The organism is Microbacterium sp. (genome assembly GCF_011620715.1).
Lineage (GTDB): Bacteria > Actinomycetota > Actinomycetes > Actinomycetales > Microbacteriaceae > Microbacterium.
Genome location: NZ_WOYP01000084.1, coordinates 75,434 through 92,397, shown reverse-complemented (window position 1 = coordinate 92,397; position 16,964 = coordinate 75,434). Strand labels below are relative to the sequence as shown.

The window sequence follows — 16,964 nt, the reverse complement described above, 5'->3', positions numbered from 1 at the left end:
GTTTCGGGGCAATAGCGTCAGTTGTCGCGCTTCTCCTTGATCTTGGCCTTCTTGCCACGGAGGTTGCGCAGGTAGTAGAGCTTCGCGCGGCGCACGTCGCCGCGGGTGACGACCTCGATGTGGTCGATCACCGGGCTGTGGACGGGGAACGTGCGCTCCACGCCGACCTGGAAGCTGATCTTGCGGACCGTGAAGGTCTCGCGCACACCGTCGCCGGAGCGGCGGATGACGACGCCCTGGAAGACCTGGATGCGGGAGCGGTTGCCCTCGGTGATGTTGACGTGCACCTTGACGGTGTCGCCGGCGCCGAAGGCGGGAATGTCGGAACGGAGCGAGGCTGCGTCGACGGAGTCGAGGATCTGCATGATCATTGCTCTCTGCGGCCGCCACAGGTCGACCGCGGTACTGGTGGGAAAGGAAGGTGCGTGTCCGAGGCCATCGACCGTACGTCTGAGAGCCGGCTCCCCTGAGGCAGAACCTGGTCAGGACACAAAGATCCAGTGTGCCACGAATGCGGCGGACCGCCAAAACGGTCTCAGACCACGGGAGGCCGTTCGGTGATGACGATGACGTCGCCTTCGGTCTGGGTGGGCCGAGCAGCCTGCGCGGGGATGTAGCCGATCCCCTCGGTCGTGCGCATCAGGATGGCGGAGGGCTTCGCCTCGCGCCACAGCTGGGCGAGTTCGAGCCAGAACAGCGCGAGACCGACGATGATCGTCAGAACCATGACCGGCGCCCACCACGCCTGGTCGTAGAAGCCGAGCGAGATCGTGAGGCCGTGCCAGACGGTGAAACCCAGCACGTCCCACCACGACACGGCGCGCTCCGCGCGCACGGTGCCACGCGCGCGCACGAGGAGCGTCAGGATCAGCTGGCCGATGAACACGGACGGGATCGCCAGGAAAAGAACCCAGAGGAACGCCCAGCCGCCGGCGTTGAACACGCCCCATCCGATCAGCAGCCACAGAGGAAGCAGGAACGCGGCCGGAATCAACCATCCGAAGAACGCGCGACGCACCCACATAACCTCGATGTTACGCCGGTGCCGGCCCGTTCGGACGATGCTCTCCGGCAGGACGGAGCATCTTCTCAGGCTCCCCATCAGAGACAATGGTGAGAACGAAAGGAACCGGATGATCGAGTTGCGCACTCCCGCCGAGATCGATGCGATGCGCCCGGCGGGGCGGTTCGTGGCGGAAACGCTCACGACGCTGCGCGACGAGACCCGGGTCGGCACGAACCTGCTGGCGATCGACCGGCGGGCACACGAGATGATCCGCCGCGCCGGCGCGGAATCGTGCTACATCGACTACCACCCCTCCTTCGGCGCGCGCCCCTTCGGCAAGGTCATCTGCACCTCGGTCAACGACGCCGTGCTGCACGGGCTCCCATTCGACTACGCGCTCAAGGACGGCGATCTGGTCTCGCTCGATCTCGCGGCGTCGGTCGACGGCTGGGTCGCCGACTCCGCGGTCTCGTTCATCGTCGGGACGCCGCGTGACGAGGATCTGGCGATCATCGACACCGCCGAACGGGCGCTGGCTGCCGCGATCTCGGCCGCCGTCGTGGGACGGCGGATCGGCGACATCTCGCATGCGATCGCCGAGGTCGCGCACGCCGACGGCTACGAGATCAACACCGATTTCGGGGGGCACGGCGTCGGTCGCATCATGCACGCAGACCCGCACGTGCCCAACGACGGAAAGCCCGGCCGCGGCTATCCGCTGCGGCCGGGCCTGGTGATCGCTCTGGAGCCGTGGTTCCTCGAGACCACGGATGAGCTGATCACAGACCCGGACGGCTGGACGCTGCGCAGCGCCGACGGATCGCGCGGGGCCCATGTGGAGCACACCGTCGCTGTCACCGACGACGGTCCGATCGTGCTCACCGACCGTTCCTGGCTCGGCGCGAGCTAGCACCGCCGGGGCCGTCAGGCACGCACGACCCGAACCGATCCGGGTTCTCACAACGCGCATCACCTGAGGGTGAACTCCAGGAGACGCAGAGTTCACATGGGACACGACGTGGGGAAACGCGCTCTCCGTAGCTTGTGAGTCACAGGCTCCACTTCACATGTGACTTCCCAGGAGATCTCTATGACCGAAGCGACACTCACGGCACCGCCGGCCGGCCACACCCCCGACGCGGCCGTCGGCACGATCCCGGCCCCCGCCGAAACCGGACTGGTCCATCGCCGCGGGCGCTGGATCGACGGCTGGGATCCAGAGGATCCGGACCAGTGGGAGAGGACAGGGCGCGCGATCGCCAAGCGAAACCTGGTGTGGTCGGTCTTCGCCGAGTTCCTCGGCTTCGTGATCTGGCAGCTCTGGAGCATCGTCGCGGTTCTCCTGCCCACCGCCGGCTTCACCCTCGACAGCAGCCAGATCTTCTGGCTCATCTCGATCCCCAGCCTCGTCGGAGCGACGCTGCGCATCCCGTACTCGTTCCTCGTGCCGATCTTCGGCGGGCGCAATTGGACGATCATCTCGGCCGCCCTGCTCCTGATCCCGGCGATCGCGATGGCGATCTGCGTCGGCAACCCCGAGACGCCCTTCCCCGTGCTGCTGCTCGTGGCGGCCCTCGCCGGTTTCGGCGGCGGAAACTTCGCGAGCTCGATGTCGAACATCACCTACTTCTACCCCCAGCGCGAGAAGGGCTGGGCTCTCGGGCTCAACGCCGCCGGGGGAAATCTCGGCGCGTCGGTCGCCCAGTTCGTCGTACCGATCGTCGTCACCGTCGGCGCCGGTGTCGCGGTCAATCTGCCGCTCGCCGGCTGGATCTGGGTACCGCTGATCGTGATCGCGATGATCGGCGCCGCACTGCGCATGAACAACCTCTCCGCCGCGAAGGCGGACTTCTCCGGGTCGGCGGCGGCGCTGCGAGAGCCGCACCTCTGGGTTCTGGCGCTGCTCTACATCGGCACTTTCGGCTCGTTCATCGGCTTCGCGAGCGTTTTCCCCAAACTGATCGCCGACCAGTTTCCCTCCTTCTCGAGCATCGGAGTGGGGTCGGCGTCCGTCTCACTCGCCTTCCTCGGTGCTCTGGTCGGTTCGCTGGCCCGGCCCTTCGGCGGCCGCCTGGCAGATCGCTTCGGCGGCGCGCGCGTCACGATCGGGGTGTTCGCCGCGATGGCGATGATGACCCTCGCGGTCATGCTCGTCATCCCGACCGGCCAGTTCTGGCTCTTCCTCGGCTGCTTCCTGCTGCTGTTCGCCGCCGCGGGCGCAGGCAACGGCTCGACGTACCGGATGGTCCCGGTCGTCTTCGCTCTGCGCGGCGACGGCGATGCCGCCACCGGCGGCGACGTATCGTCCAAGCGCAAGGCCGCCGCCGCGCTCGGACTCATCTCGGCGATCGGCGCGTACGGCGGGTTCCTGATCCCCCAGGCGCTGAACCTGTCGAAGCTCGGCACGGGCAGCTACACAGGTGCCTTCTTCGTCTTCGTCCTCGCGTATGTCGCACTGCTGGTCCTCACCGCACTGGTGTACGGCCGCACCCGCAGCGACGGATTCCGGATCTGACGCCGATGACCTCCGAGATCGCCGGGGTCGCGGCATCCACCGACACCCACTGCCCGTATTGCGCGCTCCAGTGCGCGATGACGCTGACGCGGGCAGAGGGAACGGTGGCGGGCGCTGCCCCGGTGGTCGTGTCCGGACGGGAGTTCCCGACCAACCGCGGGGGCCTGTGCAAGAAGGGCTGGACTTCGGCTGAGCTGCTCCGCTCCCCCGATCGCCTCACCGCCCCGCTCGTGCGCGGCGATGACGGACTGCTGCACGAGACGGAGTGGCATGCCGCGCTCGACCTGATCGCGGAGCGCCTGCGTGCGATCCGCGAGGAGCACGGCGCGGATGCCGTCGCCGTGTTCGGCGGGGGCGGGCTCACGAACGAGAAGGCATACCAGCTGGGCAAGTTCGCGCGTCTCGCGCTCGGCACGAGCCGCATCGACTACAACGGCCGGTTCTGCATGTCCTCCGCGGCGGCCGCCGGAAATCGCGCGTTCGGCATCGACCGCGGGATGCCGTTTCCCTTGAGCGACCTGGACGCGGCATCCACCGTGCTCCTGCTGGGGACGAACGTCGCCGCCACGATGCCCCCGTTCATCGGGCACCTGAGCGGCGCTCAGGACGCCGGCGGGCTGATCGTCGTCGATCCCCGACGCACCGCGACGGTGCGGCTCACCGACGAGGGGCGCGGCATTCATCTGCAGCCCACCCCCGGCACCGATCTCGCGCTCCTTCTCGGCCTGACCCATGTCGTGCTCGCCGAAGGGCTCGCGGATGACGGCTACCTCACCGCGCGAACCGAGGGCTTCGCACAGCTGCGCCGCAGCGTCGCCGGCTGGTGGCCGGAGCGGGTCCAGTCGGTGACCGGGGTGCCGGCAGGTATGATCCGCTCGGTCGCGCGCCGTCTGGCGGCCGGTGGCGGCGTCTACATCCTGACCGGACGCGGCGTCGAACAGCACGTCGACGGAACCGACACCGCAACCGCAGCGATCAACCTGGCGCTCGCTCTCGGACTGCCCGGGCGCCCGGATTCGGGCTACGGCACGCTCACCGGGCAGGGCAACGGCCAGGGCGGCCGCGAGCACGGACAGAAGTGCGATCAGCTGCCGGGCTATCGCAGAATCACCGACCCGGCCGCACGCGCGCACGTCGCGGCGGTCTGGGGCGTCGATGCGTCCATGATCCCCGGGCCCGGCATCCCGGCGGTGGAGCTGCTGCAGGCGCTGGGCACCGCGGACGGGCCGAAGGCGCTGCTCGTGCACGGCGCGAACGTCGTCGTGTCGGCCCCGAACGCGTCGACTGTCCGCGCAGGGCTGGAACGGCTCGACCTTCTCGTCGTGTCGGACTTCTTCCTCTCCGAGACCGCGGCGCTCGCCGACGTCATCCTCCCGGTGCTGCAGTGGGCCGAAGAGGAGGGCACGATGACCAACCTCGAAGGTCGCGTCATCCGTCGCCGTCGCGCGCTGACGCCCCCGGCCGGAGTGCGCGACGAGCTGTGGATCATGGCGGAGCTCGCCCGCCGGCTCGACGCGCCCGGCACGTATTCGGTGGACGCGGGCGAGGTCTTCGACGAGCTGCGCCGGGCGTCGGCCGGCGGAATCGCCGACTACTCGGGCATCGACGACGCGATGCTGGATGCCGGAGCCCCGGTGCACTGGCCGTGCCCCGTCGGCTCGCTCGGCACACCCCGTCTGTTCGCCGATCGCTTCGGCCACGATGACGGGCGCGCCCACATCGTGGTGGTCACGCCGGCGACCCACGACTCGCGCATTCCGGGCACCGGCGAGCTCACGCTCATCACCGGGAGGCTTCTGGAGCACTACCAGAGCGGTGCGCAGACCCGACGGGTGCCGGAGCTGTCCTCCGCACAGCCCGAAGTGCGCGTCACCCTCCATCCGGCGGCCGCGGAGCGCTACGGCATCGCCGAGGGCGACACCGTGGAGCTGTCCAACGAACGCGGTGTGGTTCACGCGAAGGCGCTGCTCTCGCGGGACGTGCGCCCGGGCGACGTCTTCGTCCCGTTCCACTTCGCCGGCGACGGCACGGCCAACCTGCTGACCTCCGACGCGGTGGATCCTGTCTCGGCGATGCCCGAGTTCAAGACCGGCGCCGTGCGGGTGCGCCGCATCGAGGAGGCGATCATCGCATGAGCACTCCGCCGCTGCGGGTTCTGGTGATCGGGTACGGACCGGTCGGCGCCCGATTCGCCGAGAACCTCCTGCCCGCTGTCCGGTCTGGCGACATCGCCCTCAGCGTGGTCGGCGCCGAGCAGAGCGATGCCTACAACCGCGTGCTCGTCGCCGAGTACGCCGTCGGCAGGATGTCTCGCGACGCGCTCACGATCGCCGATCGTGCTGCCGTCGAGTCCGCGGGAGGGTGCGTCATCACCGGAGTCGCGGTCACGGAGATCGACAGAACGGCGCGCGCCGCCGTGCTGAGCGACGGCCGGCGGATCGGGTACGACCGGGTCGTGCTCGCCACCGGATCCCGCGCGAACATCCCGACGCTCGCCGGCGTTCCCCGCTCAAGCCACCGTGTCGGCGGCGCCGATGACCTGCTGCCGCGCGGCGTGACCGCGCTGCGCGATCTCGACGACGGCGCACGCATCCGGGATGCCATCGTCACGGGCCAGCGGATCGTGGTGCTCGGCGCCGGTGTGCTGGGGCTCGAATTCGCGCTCGCCGCCGCACACGCCGGTGCGCGGGTCGCCGTCGTCCACCACGGACCGCACCCGATGCCGCGCAATCTCGACCGCGGCGCGGGGTCGGTGCTGCGTCGCGCGATCCGCAGAACTGGAGTCACCGTCTTCGCCCACAGCCGGGCCGAGACCGTCCTGTTCCACACGGACGAGCACGGCCATCAGTACTTCGACCGGCTCGTCACCGCCGACGGCAAGGACATCGCCGGGGATCTCCTCGTGCTCTCCTGCGGCGTCTCACCGCGGGCCGAGCTGGCCGCTGCGGCGGGGCTGCACGCGTCCTTCGGCGTCGTCGTCGACACGGGCCTGCGCAGCTGGACCGATCCCCAGGTGTTCGCCATCGGCGACTGCGCACACGTCGCCGATCCCGCAATGTTCCCTGCGGGCGGACACCCGGCGGGAGCTCCGAGCGGCCTCATCGGACCGGGCTGGCGGCAGGCGGACTGGCTCGCTGCGCGCTTCCTCGACGGATTCGAATGCTCCGGCGGCGCGGCGCTTCCCGCGGAGCGCGAACCGCTCGTGATGCTCAAGGCGGAACACGTCGAGGTCGTCGCCGCGGGCGACGTGTCAGCCGATCCGTGGGACGAGGAGCCGCACGGCCGCCAGGTCGCCCAGTGGGCCGACCCCGAGCACGGGCGCTACGTGAAGATGGTCTCGGCAGACGGCGTCCTCAGCGGGTTCGTCTGCGTCGGCATGCCCCGCACCGCGGCTGAACTGACCCTGCTGTACGAACGAGGTGACGAGCTTCCGGCCGACCGCTCACTGCTGCTGCGCTTCGACGGTCCGGACTTCGATCCGAACGCCGCATCGGCGGCGATCGCCCCGGAGGCAACGGTGTGCTGGTGCAACGGCGTCAGCGTCGCGCAGATCGACGAGTCGATCACGGCGGGCAGTGCCACCGTCGAGTGCGTCGGTCGCGACACCCGGGCCGGCACCGGCTGCGGCGGTTGCCGTACGCGCATCTCCGACATGCTCGCCGCCCATGCGGTGGGGTCCGCGTGAAATCTCACAATGGCTGTGGCCGAACCGTGAGAGAAACGTTGCGCGGACGAAACGACCCTCGCCCCGCCGGCGAAACGTCGCCTGCGTAGCGTCGAGACCAGTACCCGCCCCGCCGCCCGATCAGCGCTTCCCCCCTCAACACCTGCTCCCTCCGCCCGCGACGACAGGAGATTCCGTGCCTCGCACCTCGAAGAGAACGGATGCCGCGGCATCCGTGTCCGATGCCCACGTCGTCGTCGTCGGCGCCGGTATGGTCGCTCACCGCTTCGTCGAGAGCCTGCGCAGTCGCGACCCCGAGGGCCGGTGGCGGGTCACCGTGATCGGTGAGGAGGATCGGCATCCTTACGACCGCGTCAGCCTCACCTCCTACTTCGCCGGAGCGAGTGCCGACGACCTGGCCCTGCAGCGCTCGATCCTCGATGAAGATGACCGGGTGCGGTTCATCCGCGGCGACGCGGTCGCCCGCATCGACAGGGAGGCGCGACGGGTCACCACCGAGAGCGGCGTCAGCACGGCGTACGACACGCTGGTGCTGGCGACCGGCTCGTACGCGGCCAAACTCACCGTCGACGGCTTCGACCTCACCGGCTGCTTCGTGTATCGCACCCTCGACGATGTCGAGGCCCTGCGCACGTTCGTCGACCGGCGTTCCGTCGAACTGGGTCGCCCGCTCCGAGGCACCGTGATCGGCGGCGGGCTGCTCGGTCTCGAGGCCGCCGGCGCCCTGCAGGGCTTGGATGTCCGGTGCACCGTGGTGCAGTCCTCCGACAAGCTGATGTCGGCGCAGCTCGACACCCGCGGTGCGGACTCGCTGCGGCGGCTGATCGAGTCGCGCGGCATCGCGGTGCGCACCGGCAGCGTGACCACCAGGCTCGACCCCGATGTGCGCGGCAATGTGCGCGGACTCGAGTTCCGGGAGGGCGACTACGCCGACACCGACGTCGTGGTCTTCACAGTCGGCGTGCGGCCCCGAGACCAGCTCGCGCGTGCCGCCGGGGTGGACGTGCACCCCCGCGGGGGCGTCATCATCGATGCCGGCTGCACGACCTCCGACCCACGCATCCTCGCGATCGGCGAAGTCGCCAACTTCGACGGGCGTGCCGTGGGCCTGGTCGCACCGGGTTACGCCATGGCCGAAGTCGCCGCCACACGGCTGCTCGGATCCGAGGCGACCTTTCCCGGTTACGACGACTCCACCAAACTCAAGCTCAACGGCGTGGACGTCGCCAGCTTCGGCGACGCGTTCGCGCAGACCCCGGGTGCCCTCGACGTGGTCTACGCCGACCCGGTGGCGGGCGTCTACAAGAAGCTCGTGCTCTCTGATGATGCGAAGACCCTGCTCGGCGGCATCCTGGTCGGCGATGCGAGCGCCTACGGGATGCTGCGCCCGCTGCTCGGGGGACCCCTCGGCGCCGACCCGGCCGCCTACCTCATGCCTGAGGTCACCGGCGACGCCCTGGCGAACGCCGAGCTGCCCGACGAGGCGCTGGTCTGCTCGTGCAACAGCGTCACGGCCGGAACGATCCGCTGCGCGGTGACCGACGAAGGCTGCACGGACGTCGCAGGAGTGAAGGCGTGCACCCGCGCCGGCGCCGCGTGCGGCTCGTGCCTCCCGCTCGTCAAGAAGCTCGTCGGAACCGAGCTTGCCCGCAGCGGAGCGACCCTCAGCACCGCGCTGTGCGAGCACTTCACCCACTCCCGCGCCCAGCTGTTCGATGCCGTGCGAGTCTCGGGTCTCGGCACGTTCAGCGCGATCATCGACCGTTTCGGCACCGGTCGCGGCTGCGACATCTGCAAGCCGGTGCTCGCCAGCATCCTCTCCTCGCTCGGTCACGGCCACGTGCTCGACGGCGAGAACGCGACCCTGCAGGACACGAACGACCACGTGATGGCGAACATCCAGAAGGACGGCAGCTATTCGGTCGTCCCGCGGATCGCCGGAGGCGAGATCACCCCGGAGGGGCTCCTGGTGATCGGACAGGTCGCCAAGGACTTCGGCCTCTACACGAAGATCACCGGCGGGCAGCGCATCGACATGTTCGGTGCGCGGCTCGAGCAGCTGCCCGAGATCTGGAAGCGCCTCGTCGACGCCGGGTTCGAGTCGGGGCACGCGTACGGCAAATCGCTGCGCACGGTGAAGTCGTGCGTCGGCTCGACGTGGTGCCGGTATGGCGTGCAGGATTCGGTCGGCATGGCCGTGCAGCTCGAGCTGCGCTACCGCGGCCTGCGCTCGCCCCACAAGATCAAGCTCGGCGTCTCCGGCTGCGCCCGCGAGTGCGCCGAAGCACGAGGCAAAGACGTCGGGGTCATCGCCACCGAGGCCGGCTGGAACATGTACGTCGGGGGCAACGGCGGCTTCACGCCCCGGCACGCGGTGCTCTTCGCTGAGGGCCTCGATGACGCCGGGCTGCTGCAGGCGATCGACCGGGTCCTGATGTACTACATCCGCACCGCCGACCGCCTGCAGCGGACCGCGCCGTGGCTCGAGGACATGGGAGGTGGTGTCGAGGCGCTGCGCGCCGTCGTCTTCGACGACAGCCTGGGCATCGTCGAAGACCTCGACGCGGCCATGGCGCAGCACGTCGACGCCTATGAGGACGAGTGGAAGGCGACTCTGGCAGACCCCGAGAAGCTGCGCCGCTTCGCCTCGTTCGTGAACGCGCCCACCACAGCCGACCCGTCTCTGGCCTACACGTCCGAACGCGGCCAGGCTCGCCCGGCCACAGCACAGGAGCGCGAGAACCCGCGGGTGCTGATCGCCGGAACGACTCTGGCGGTGCGGCGATGACCGCCCTGCAGAATCTCACCGCGACCGCAGCGCGCCCCCGGCAATCGCCGACCGATCCCCTCCGCCGCCCGCTGACCCTCTGGGTTCGGCTGTGCGCAATGACCGACCTCGAGCGCGAGCGTGGGCTCGCGGCGCTGATCGACCATGAGCAGGTCGCGCTGTTCCGCACGCACGACGATCGCATCCACGCCGTCCAGCAGCTCGACCCGTACAGCGGCGCCCATGTCATGTCGCGGGGCATCGTCGGCACGAAGGGCGACGCTCCCACCGTCGCGTCGCCGATGTACAAGCAGGTCTTCGATCTGCGCACCGGCTCGTGCCTGGACGCGCAGGGCGAAGACGCACGCGGGCTGCAGGTCTGGCCGATCGCCGTGGACGCGAACGGCGACGTGTTCATCGAGTGGAAGGCGACCTGATGACCACCATGATCGGAATCTCCCTCAGCGGACGTCAGGTCGTCATGGTGGGAGGCGGCGAGGTGGCGGCCCGCCGCATCCGCCGATTCCTGCTCGATGGCGCCGTGATCCGCGTCGTGGCACCTGAACTGGGCGAAGCCACCTCTTTGCTGGTGCGGGAGCATGCCCTGGAGTGGCGGGATCGCGTCGTGGTGCCTGGCGACATGGACGACGCCTGGCTCGTCCACACCGCGACCGGCGATGCCCGCGTGGACGCCGACGTCGCAGCTGTCTGCGAGGCCCGCCGTGTCCTCTGCGTGAACGCCGGCGACGGCAGTCATGGGTCGGCGCGTCTCGCGGCCGAGACCCGCTCGGGCGACAGCATCGTGGGTGTCGTCTCGGATTCGGGGGTCGATCCCGGCCGCACGCTGCAGTTGCGCGAAGCGATCGCCGAGAAGCTCCGCGAAGGCAGCCTGCCGCTGCGGCGGCGGCGGCCGACGACCGTCGGCCACGTGCACCTGGTCGGGGGCGGGCCGGGCCCGGTGGATCTGATCACGGTGCGCGGGCGCCGCCTGCTCGCCGAAGCAGACGTCGTGGTCATCGACCGGTTGGGCGCGACCGGCATTGTCGACGAGCTGTCGCCCGATGTCGAGATCATCGACGTCGGCAAGCGTCCCCAGCATCATCCGGTTCCCCAGCACGCGATCAACGAGATCCTGATCGATCGCGCCCGCCGCGGCCTTCGCGTCGTGCGGCTCAAGGGCGGCGACCCGTTCGTCTACGGGCGCGGCGGCGAAGAAGTCGCCGCGTGCCTGGCCGCGGGCGTGCCCGTGGACGTCGTGCCGGGCCTTTCCAGCATCGTCTCGGTGCCGCAGGCGGCCGGCATCCCCGTCACCCACCGCGGCACCGCCGCGGCCCTGCACGTCGTCAACGGGCAGGATGCCCCCACCCCGGCCACCCTGGCGGCACTGCGTGACCCACAGACGACGACCGTCGTGCTCATGGGCGTCAGCGCGCTGGCCGGCTTCGCCGCCGCAGCCGCCGAAGCGGGAGCCGGCCCCGACCTGCCGGTCGCGATCATCGAGAGCGGCCACACCGACGCGCAGCGCACGACGCACGCGACGCTGGCCACCGTTGTGGCTGCGGCATCGGCCGCCGGAGTGCGCAACCCCGCCGTCATGGTGTTCGGCCGTGTCGCCGCCGCAGACCTTCTGCTGCCCGCGCTCGCCCGAGATGCGGCGGGGCGCACTACTCTGTGAGCATCGCCAGGTCCACCGGTCCCGAAACGGGTGCAGAACCGTCCGCACCCGTGATCTCGGCCGCCTTGGCGGGTTGCACGATTCTTCTGCCCGTCGACCGCCGCTCCGGCGAACTGACTGCGGCACTGGAACGCCATGGCGCGGCGGTGCGACTTGCCCCCGCCCTGACCATCGTGCCGCACATTGACGACGAGGAGCTCATCGCGCGCTCACGGACGCTGATCGCCGAGCCCCCGGACGTCGTGGTCGTCACCACCGGGGTCGGATTCCGCGGGTGGATCGAGGCTGTCGACGAGGCGGGACTGCTCGAGGACTTCCTCGATGCCATCCGCCCGGCGCAGATCGTCGCCCGCGGGCCGAAGGCACGGGGCGCGATCCAGCAGGCCGGTCTGGCCGCCGACTGGGTGGCCGAATCCGAGACGGCCGCGGAGCTCGAGAAGTTCCTGATCGCCGAAGGGGTCAAGGGCAGGCGTGTCGCCGTGCAGCACCACGGCTCAGGGGCAGACGGTCTCGACGAAGCCTTCGAGGCGGCCGGCGCCGATGTCGTCAGCCTCACGATCTACCGCTGGGGCCCGCCGCCTGATATCGCGGTCGTCCGCAGATCCGTGGTCGCGGCATCCGCCGGCGAATACGACGCGATCCTGTTCACGTCGGCGCCGGGCGCCCAGGAGTGGCTGGGGTCGGCCGAGATCCTGCAGGTGCTTCCGGCGATGCGCGCCCATGCCGATGCCGGGCGTCTGCTGATGGCGGCAGTCGGACCGATCACGGCCGGCCCGCTGCGCGCGGCCGGCTTCGAACCGCTCATCCCCGACCGGGGACGCCTGGGATCGCTCGTGCGGGCGGTGGTGACGCATTTCGGCGGCGGCCAAGCACCCGGCATCGATACGACCTCTGGACGCCTCGAGCTGCGCAGCGCCGGGATCGTGCTGGATGGGCGGCACATCCCGCTCTCGCGGGTGGGTCTGGACATCCTCGGCGCTCTCGCCGACGCGAACGGCGGAACGCTCTCGCGCGAGGAGCTGCAGGGCGCACTTCCCCGCTCGGTGGCCAACACGCATGCGGTCGAGGTCGCGGTGGCGCGGGTTCGCGAGACGATCGGCGCACCCGATCTGATCAAGACGGTCGTCAAGCGGGGCTACCGGCTGAACGTCGTCGACGACGCGCAGTAGAACCTGCTCTCGCGTCAGCCGACGCGGATTACTGCCGCCGAGCGGGCCGGCAGAGCGGCGTCTTCGCCATCGATGGTGAACCCGCCGTGCGTGGCGAGCAGCACCGCCGCGGAGGTGGGCACCGGCATCCGGCTCGCCTCCGTGGAGAAGTTCGCCAGCACCTGCGTCGCCCCCCTACGGAGGCGGAACAAGCGCCCCGCCTCGTCGGCCTCCGCCGAAATCGAGCCGAACGCGGGATCGGTCAGATCTGGGATGCCGCGCCGCAGCGCGATCAGGGCCCGGTAGAGCGCAAGCATGCGCGCGTGCACGCCCGCCTCGCGCTCATCCCAGTTCAGCTTCGAGCGAGCGAACGTCTCCGGGTCCTGCGGATCGGGGACCGCCGAACGGTCCCAGCCCATCGCGGCGAACTCGGCGATCCGGCCTTCGGCCGTCGCGCGGCCGAGCTCGGGCTCCGGATGCGAGGTGAAGAACTGCCAGGGTGTCGCAGCCGCCCACTCCTCGCCCATGAACAGCATCGGCGTGAACGGCGAGAGCACGGTGAGCACCGCCGCGATCGCGAGCCCGCCCTCATCGAGCGACTGCGAGAGCCGGTCGCCCGCGGCGCGGTTGCCGATCTGGTCGTGGTCTTGGCCGAAGGTCACCAACCGCGACGTCGGGATGCGTGGGTCGATCGGATGCCCGTGCGAACGCCTGCGGAAGCTCGACCAGCTCCCATCGTGGAAGAAGCCCCGGGTCGCCACCTTGACGAGCGCCGACAGGGGCTCGAAGTCGGCGTAGTAGCCGGTCGTCTCGCCCGAGACCGCGACGTGCAGGGCGTGGTGGTAGTCGTCGCTCCACTGGGCCTTCAGTCCGTATCCACCGGCCTCGCGCGCCGCGATCAGCGTCGCGTCGTTGAGGTCGGACTCGGCGATGAGCGTCAACGGGCGGCCCACGTGCGCGCTCAGTGCGTCGGTCGCCTCGGCGAGCTCCTGCAGGATGTGTCGCGCAGAGGAGTCCTTCAGCGCGTGCACCGCATCCAGCCGCAGGCCGTCGACGTGGTGATCCCGCATCCACATGAGCGCGTTCTCGACGATGTACCGGCGCACTTCGGGCTCGTCGAGATCGATCGACGAGCCCCAGGTGTTCCGCTCGGCGGCGCGCAGGTACGGTCCGAATTCGGGCAGGTGGTTGCCGCTCGGCCCGAGGTGATTGTGCACGACGTCCTGGATCACGCCGAGGCCGCGCCGGTGGCAGGCGTCGACGAACCGCTGGTAGGCGGCCGGACCGCCGTAGCCTTCGTGCACCGCGTACCAGAGCACGCCGTCGTATCCCCAGTTGTGGGTGCCGTTGAAGGCGTTCACCGGCAGCAGCTCGACGAACCCGATGCCGAGCTCGACGAGGTGGTCAAGCCGCTCTATCGCGGAATCGAGCGTGCCGTCGGACGTGAACGTGCCGATGTGCAGCTCGTAGATCACGGATCCGGCCAGTTGTCGGCCGGTCCAGGCCGAGTCCTGCCAGTCGTGCGCCTCGGGATCGAACCAGGCACTCAGGTCGTGCACGCCGCGCGGCTGGCGGCGCGAGCGCGGATCGGGGAGCACCGCCGGGGCGTCATCGAGCACGAAGCCGTACTCGTCGCCGTCGTTCAGGGCGACGGATGCTGCGAACCAGCCGCCGCCGCGCGGCTCGAGCGCAACGAGCCCGAGACCCGGGCGGTGCAGCTGCACCCTTTCACGTCGTGGCGCCCACACCTCGATCATGCGCGGCCCTCCCCGACGACGGACGGGGTGACGAGCAGAGCGACCGGGTAGGTCCGCAGCAGCTCGTCGAGTCGAATCGTGGATCCCTCGAAGGTGCGCCCGGTGAGGGCATCCGTCGTCGATCCGGAGTGGCGCAGCAGCACGGTGTCGCCCCAGCCGCCGCTCGCGGCAAGTCCGACGGGCAGCCGCGTCGCGACGGTGAGTGCGCCGCCGCGATCGAACGCGATCGCATGGCCGGATGCCGCCCCCACTGTCGTCATCGGCGTGTACCGTGTGAACAGCTCGGGGTGGTCGCGGCGCAGTCGCAGGGCGCGGGAGGTGACGAGCAGCTTCGCCGCCGCCGTGGAATCCACGCGCGGCAGCTCGCCCTGGACGAATCCGGAATCCAGTGCCGTCAGCATCCGTCGGCGCTCGTCGAAGTCGACCACGCGCCGGTTATCGGGGTCGACGAGGGAGGTCTCCCACAGCTCGGAGCCCTGGTAGAGGTCGGGGACTCCCGGCCCGGTGAGCTGCAGGATCTTCGCGGCCAGGCTGTTCGACCAGCCGGCCGGAGCGATCTCGGCCACGAACTCCGACAAGAGCGCCGCCACCGTGGCATCGTCGAAGACGGCATCCACCGTTGCATGCATGCGCTGCTCGAACTCGGCATTCGGATCCCACCACCCGGTCGCCTCCGCGGCCTCGCGCGAGGCCTTCTCGGCATAGGCGTGCAGGCGGTCACGGGATGCCGGCCAAGACCCGACCACGGACTGGTAGAGGAGGTTGTCGAAGGCACCGTGACCGGTCGACGCGTGGGCACGCAGCTGTATGAGCAGGGCCGCCCACCGCTCGGGAACCTCCGACAGCACGCCCAGGCGGGCCCGGACGTCCTCGCCGCGCTTGGTGTCGTGGGTGGACAAGGTCGTCATGGAGTGCGGCCACGAGGCTTGCCGCAGCGCCTGCGCGCGATGGAACCCCTCGACCGAGAGGGCGAAGACAGACGGGTCGCCACCGACTTCAGTGAGGGAGCCGAGCCGGGTGTAGCGGTAGAACGCGGTGTCCTCGACGCCCTTGGCCATCACCGGCCCGGTGGTCTGCTGGAACCGCAGCGCGACCGCGAGGGCGGGGTCGGCCAGCACCGGCAACAGCACAGCGATCGTCTCCGCCAGGTCGGGCCGATGAGCAGACGCCTCGTCGGCGGCGCGATCCAGCTGCGCGCGCCCGGCCGGCAGGTACGACCGGTAGACCGGAAAGCACGCGAGCAGTTCGGCGAGGGCGTCGTGAGCCTGCGATGGCGCGACCGTGCCGAGATCGGGCAGTTCGCGCACCAGCCGAGCGATCTCGGCGGCTTGGATCGTGTCGGCGATCATGCGCTTCGTGTCATGGATGAGCTCGGCATACTCCCGCGGGTCGCCGTCGCCCAGTTGCGCATCAAGCGCCGAGAGGACCGCCTCGCCGGACGGATCGATCAGCACCCGGTCGATCTCGCCGAGGGCGTCGTAGCCGGTGGTGCCGTCGGTCTCCCACCAGGCGGGCAGGTCCTCGCCGTGCTCCAGGATCTTCTCGACCAGGACGTACGCCCCGCTGGTGGCCGCCGCCAGTCGCTCAAGGTATCCGCCCGGATCGACGAGGCCATCGGGATGGTCGACGCGAAGGCCGTCGGCGAGCCCCTCGCGCACCCAGCGCAGCACCTCGGCGTGGCTCTCGTCGAAGACCCACGGGATCTCCACCCGCACGCCGGCGAGAGTGGTCACGGCGAAGAAGCGGCGGTAGTTCAGCTCCGCGGCTTCGCGTCGCCAGTAGATCGCCTCCCAGTGCTGCTGCGCGAGGACCTCGGCGATCACGCGCGGGTCATCCAGCGAGGAACCGCCCGCGCCTCCGGCCGGCTCAGCGATCGAGCCGGCGGCCAGCGGGAGGACATGCTCGTCGTGGATTCGGACCACCCCATGCGGCGCGAGATCGGTCGCCTCCGGGTCGATGCGCACCTGCCCGTCGGCGATGACCTCGTCCAGGCTCGCACCGAGGATCGGAACGCGCACCTTGCCGACGCCGAAATCCCAGTCGATGTCGAAAGCCTCGGCATAGCGCGAGCTGCGTCCGTGGGTGAGCACGTCCCACCACCACGGGTTCTGCGCAGGCTGCGAGATGCCCATGTGGTTCGGGACGGTGTCGATCAGGATGCCGAGCCCTTCGCTGCGCGCCGCGGTCACGAACCGGTCCAGTCCGCCCGCACCGCCCCTGGCCGGGTCGACCTGCGATGGATCGACCACGTCGTAGCCGTGGTCGGAGCCGTCCGTGGCCCTCAGCAGGGGCGAGAGATACGCCCACGAGACCCCGAGATCGCGCAGGTATCCGGTGACATCGGCGGCGGCATCCAGATCGAAGGCCGCCCGGATCTGCAGACGGTAAGTCGACCTCGGAATGGCGACCAC

Annotated in this window: 12 protein-coding genes; 8 read left to right on the top strand and 4 right to left on the bottom strand. The window is 70.0% G+C overall.

Annotation, left to right across the window (positions count from 1 at the left end):
* Positions 1-17 precede the first annotated feature (17 nt).
* Together rplS and QZV84_RS08680 are read right to left on the bottom strand one after the other, a co-directional pair.
* Positions 18-365 (bottom strand): 50S ribosomal protein L19, encoded by a 348-nt coding sequence (gene rplS / locus QZV84_RS08685; RefSeq protein WP_292828340.1) that lies wholly within the window; start codon positions 363-365, stop codon positions 18-20.
* Positions 366-535: 170 nt separating this feature from the next.
* Complete coding sequence (locus tag QZV84_RS08680) at positions 536-1,024, bottom strand: MFS transporter permease (RefSeq protein WP_292828337.1); 489 nt, start codon at positions 1,022-1,024, stop codon at positions 536-538.
* 109 nt (positions 1,025-1,133) lie between these two features.
* On the opposite strand from QZV84_RS08680, the gene map reads away from it, so the two are divergent.
* The 8 genes from map (at position 1,134) to QZV84_RS08640 (ending at position 12,817) form a co-directional block, all read left to right on the top strand.
* Positions 1,134-1,916: a type I methionyl aminopeptidase gene (map, locus tag QZV84_RS08675; protein WP_292828334.1), complete on the top strand. Its 783-nt coding sequence runs from the start codon at positions 1,134-1,136 to the stop codon at positions 1,914-1,916.
* A 180-nt stretch (positions 1,917-2,096) separates the two neighbouring features.
* Complete coding sequence (locus QZV84_RS08670; RefSeq protein ID WP_292828331.1) at positions 2,097-3,521, top strand: MFS transporter; 1,425 nt, start codon at positions 2,097-2,099, stop codon at positions 3,519-3,521.
* A 5-nt stretch (positions 3,522-3,526) separates the two neighbouring features.
* On the top strand, positions 3,527-5,656 hold the full coding sequence (locus QZV84_RS08665) for a molybdopterin oxidoreductase family protein (RefSeq protein ID WP_292828328.1): 2,130 nt from the start codon (positions 3,527-3,529) through the stop codon (positions 5,654-5,656).
* Positions 5,653-7,206 carry an FAD-dependent oxidoreductase gene (locus tag QZV84_RS08660; protein ID WP_292828326.1) on the top strand — a complete coding sequence of 518 codons (1,554 nt, stop codon included), beginning with the start codon at positions 5,653-5,655 and terminating at the stop codon, positions 7,204-7,206. The genes QZV84_RS08665 and QZV84_RS08660 overlap by 4 nt, the downstream gene beginning before the upstream one ends.
* A gap of 175 nt (positions 7,207-7,381) precedes the next feature.
* Positions 7,382-9,994 carry a nitrite reductase large subunit NirB gene (nirB, locus tag QZV84_RS08655; protein WP_292828323.1) on the top strand — a complete coding sequence of 871 codons (2,613 nt, stop codon included), beginning with the start codon at positions 7,382-7,384 and terminating at the stop codon, positions 9,992-9,994.
* A 71-nt stretch (positions 9,995-10,065) separates the two neighbouring features.
* Positions 10,066-10,410: a nitrite reductase small subunit NirD gene (nirD, locus tag QZV84_RS08650; protein ID WP_363331897.1), complete on the top strand. Its 345-nt coding sequence runs from the start codon at positions 10,066-10,068 to the stop codon at positions 10,408-10,410.
* The gene (gene cobA / locus QZV84_RS08645; protein ID WP_292828317.1) at positions 10,410-11,648 is read left to right on the top strand and encodes a uroporphyrinogen-III C-methyltransferase; all 1,239 of its coding nucleotides are present in this window, start codon (positions 10,410-10,412) and stop codon (positions 11,646-11,648) included. Before nirD ends, cobA begins: the two co-directional genes overlap by 1 nt.
* Positions 11,645-12,817, top strand: a complete 1,173-nt coding sequence (locus tag QZV84_RS08640) for a uroporphyrinogen-III synthase (RefSeq protein ID WP_292828314.1) — start codon at positions 11,645-11,647, stop codon at positions 12,815-12,817. Before cobA ends, QZV84_RS08640 begins: the two co-directional genes overlap by 4 nt.
* 14 nt (positions 12,818-12,831) lie before the next feature.
* On the opposite strand, the gene treZ is transcribed toward QZV84_RS08640, so the two are convergent.
* Positions 12,832-14,553, bottom strand: a complete 1,722-nt coding sequence (gene treZ, locus QZV84_RS08635) for a malto-oligosyltrehalose trehalohydrolase (RefSeq protein ID WP_292828311.1) — start codon at positions 14,551-14,553, stop codon at positions 12,832-12,834.
* Positions 14,550-16,964, bottom strand: a complete 2,415-nt coding sequence (gene treY / locus QZV84_RS08630; RefSeq protein WP_292828308.1) for a malto-oligosyltrehalose synthase — start codon at positions 16,962-16,964, stop codon at positions 14,550-14,552. Before treY ends, treZ begins: the two co-directional genes overlap by 4 nt.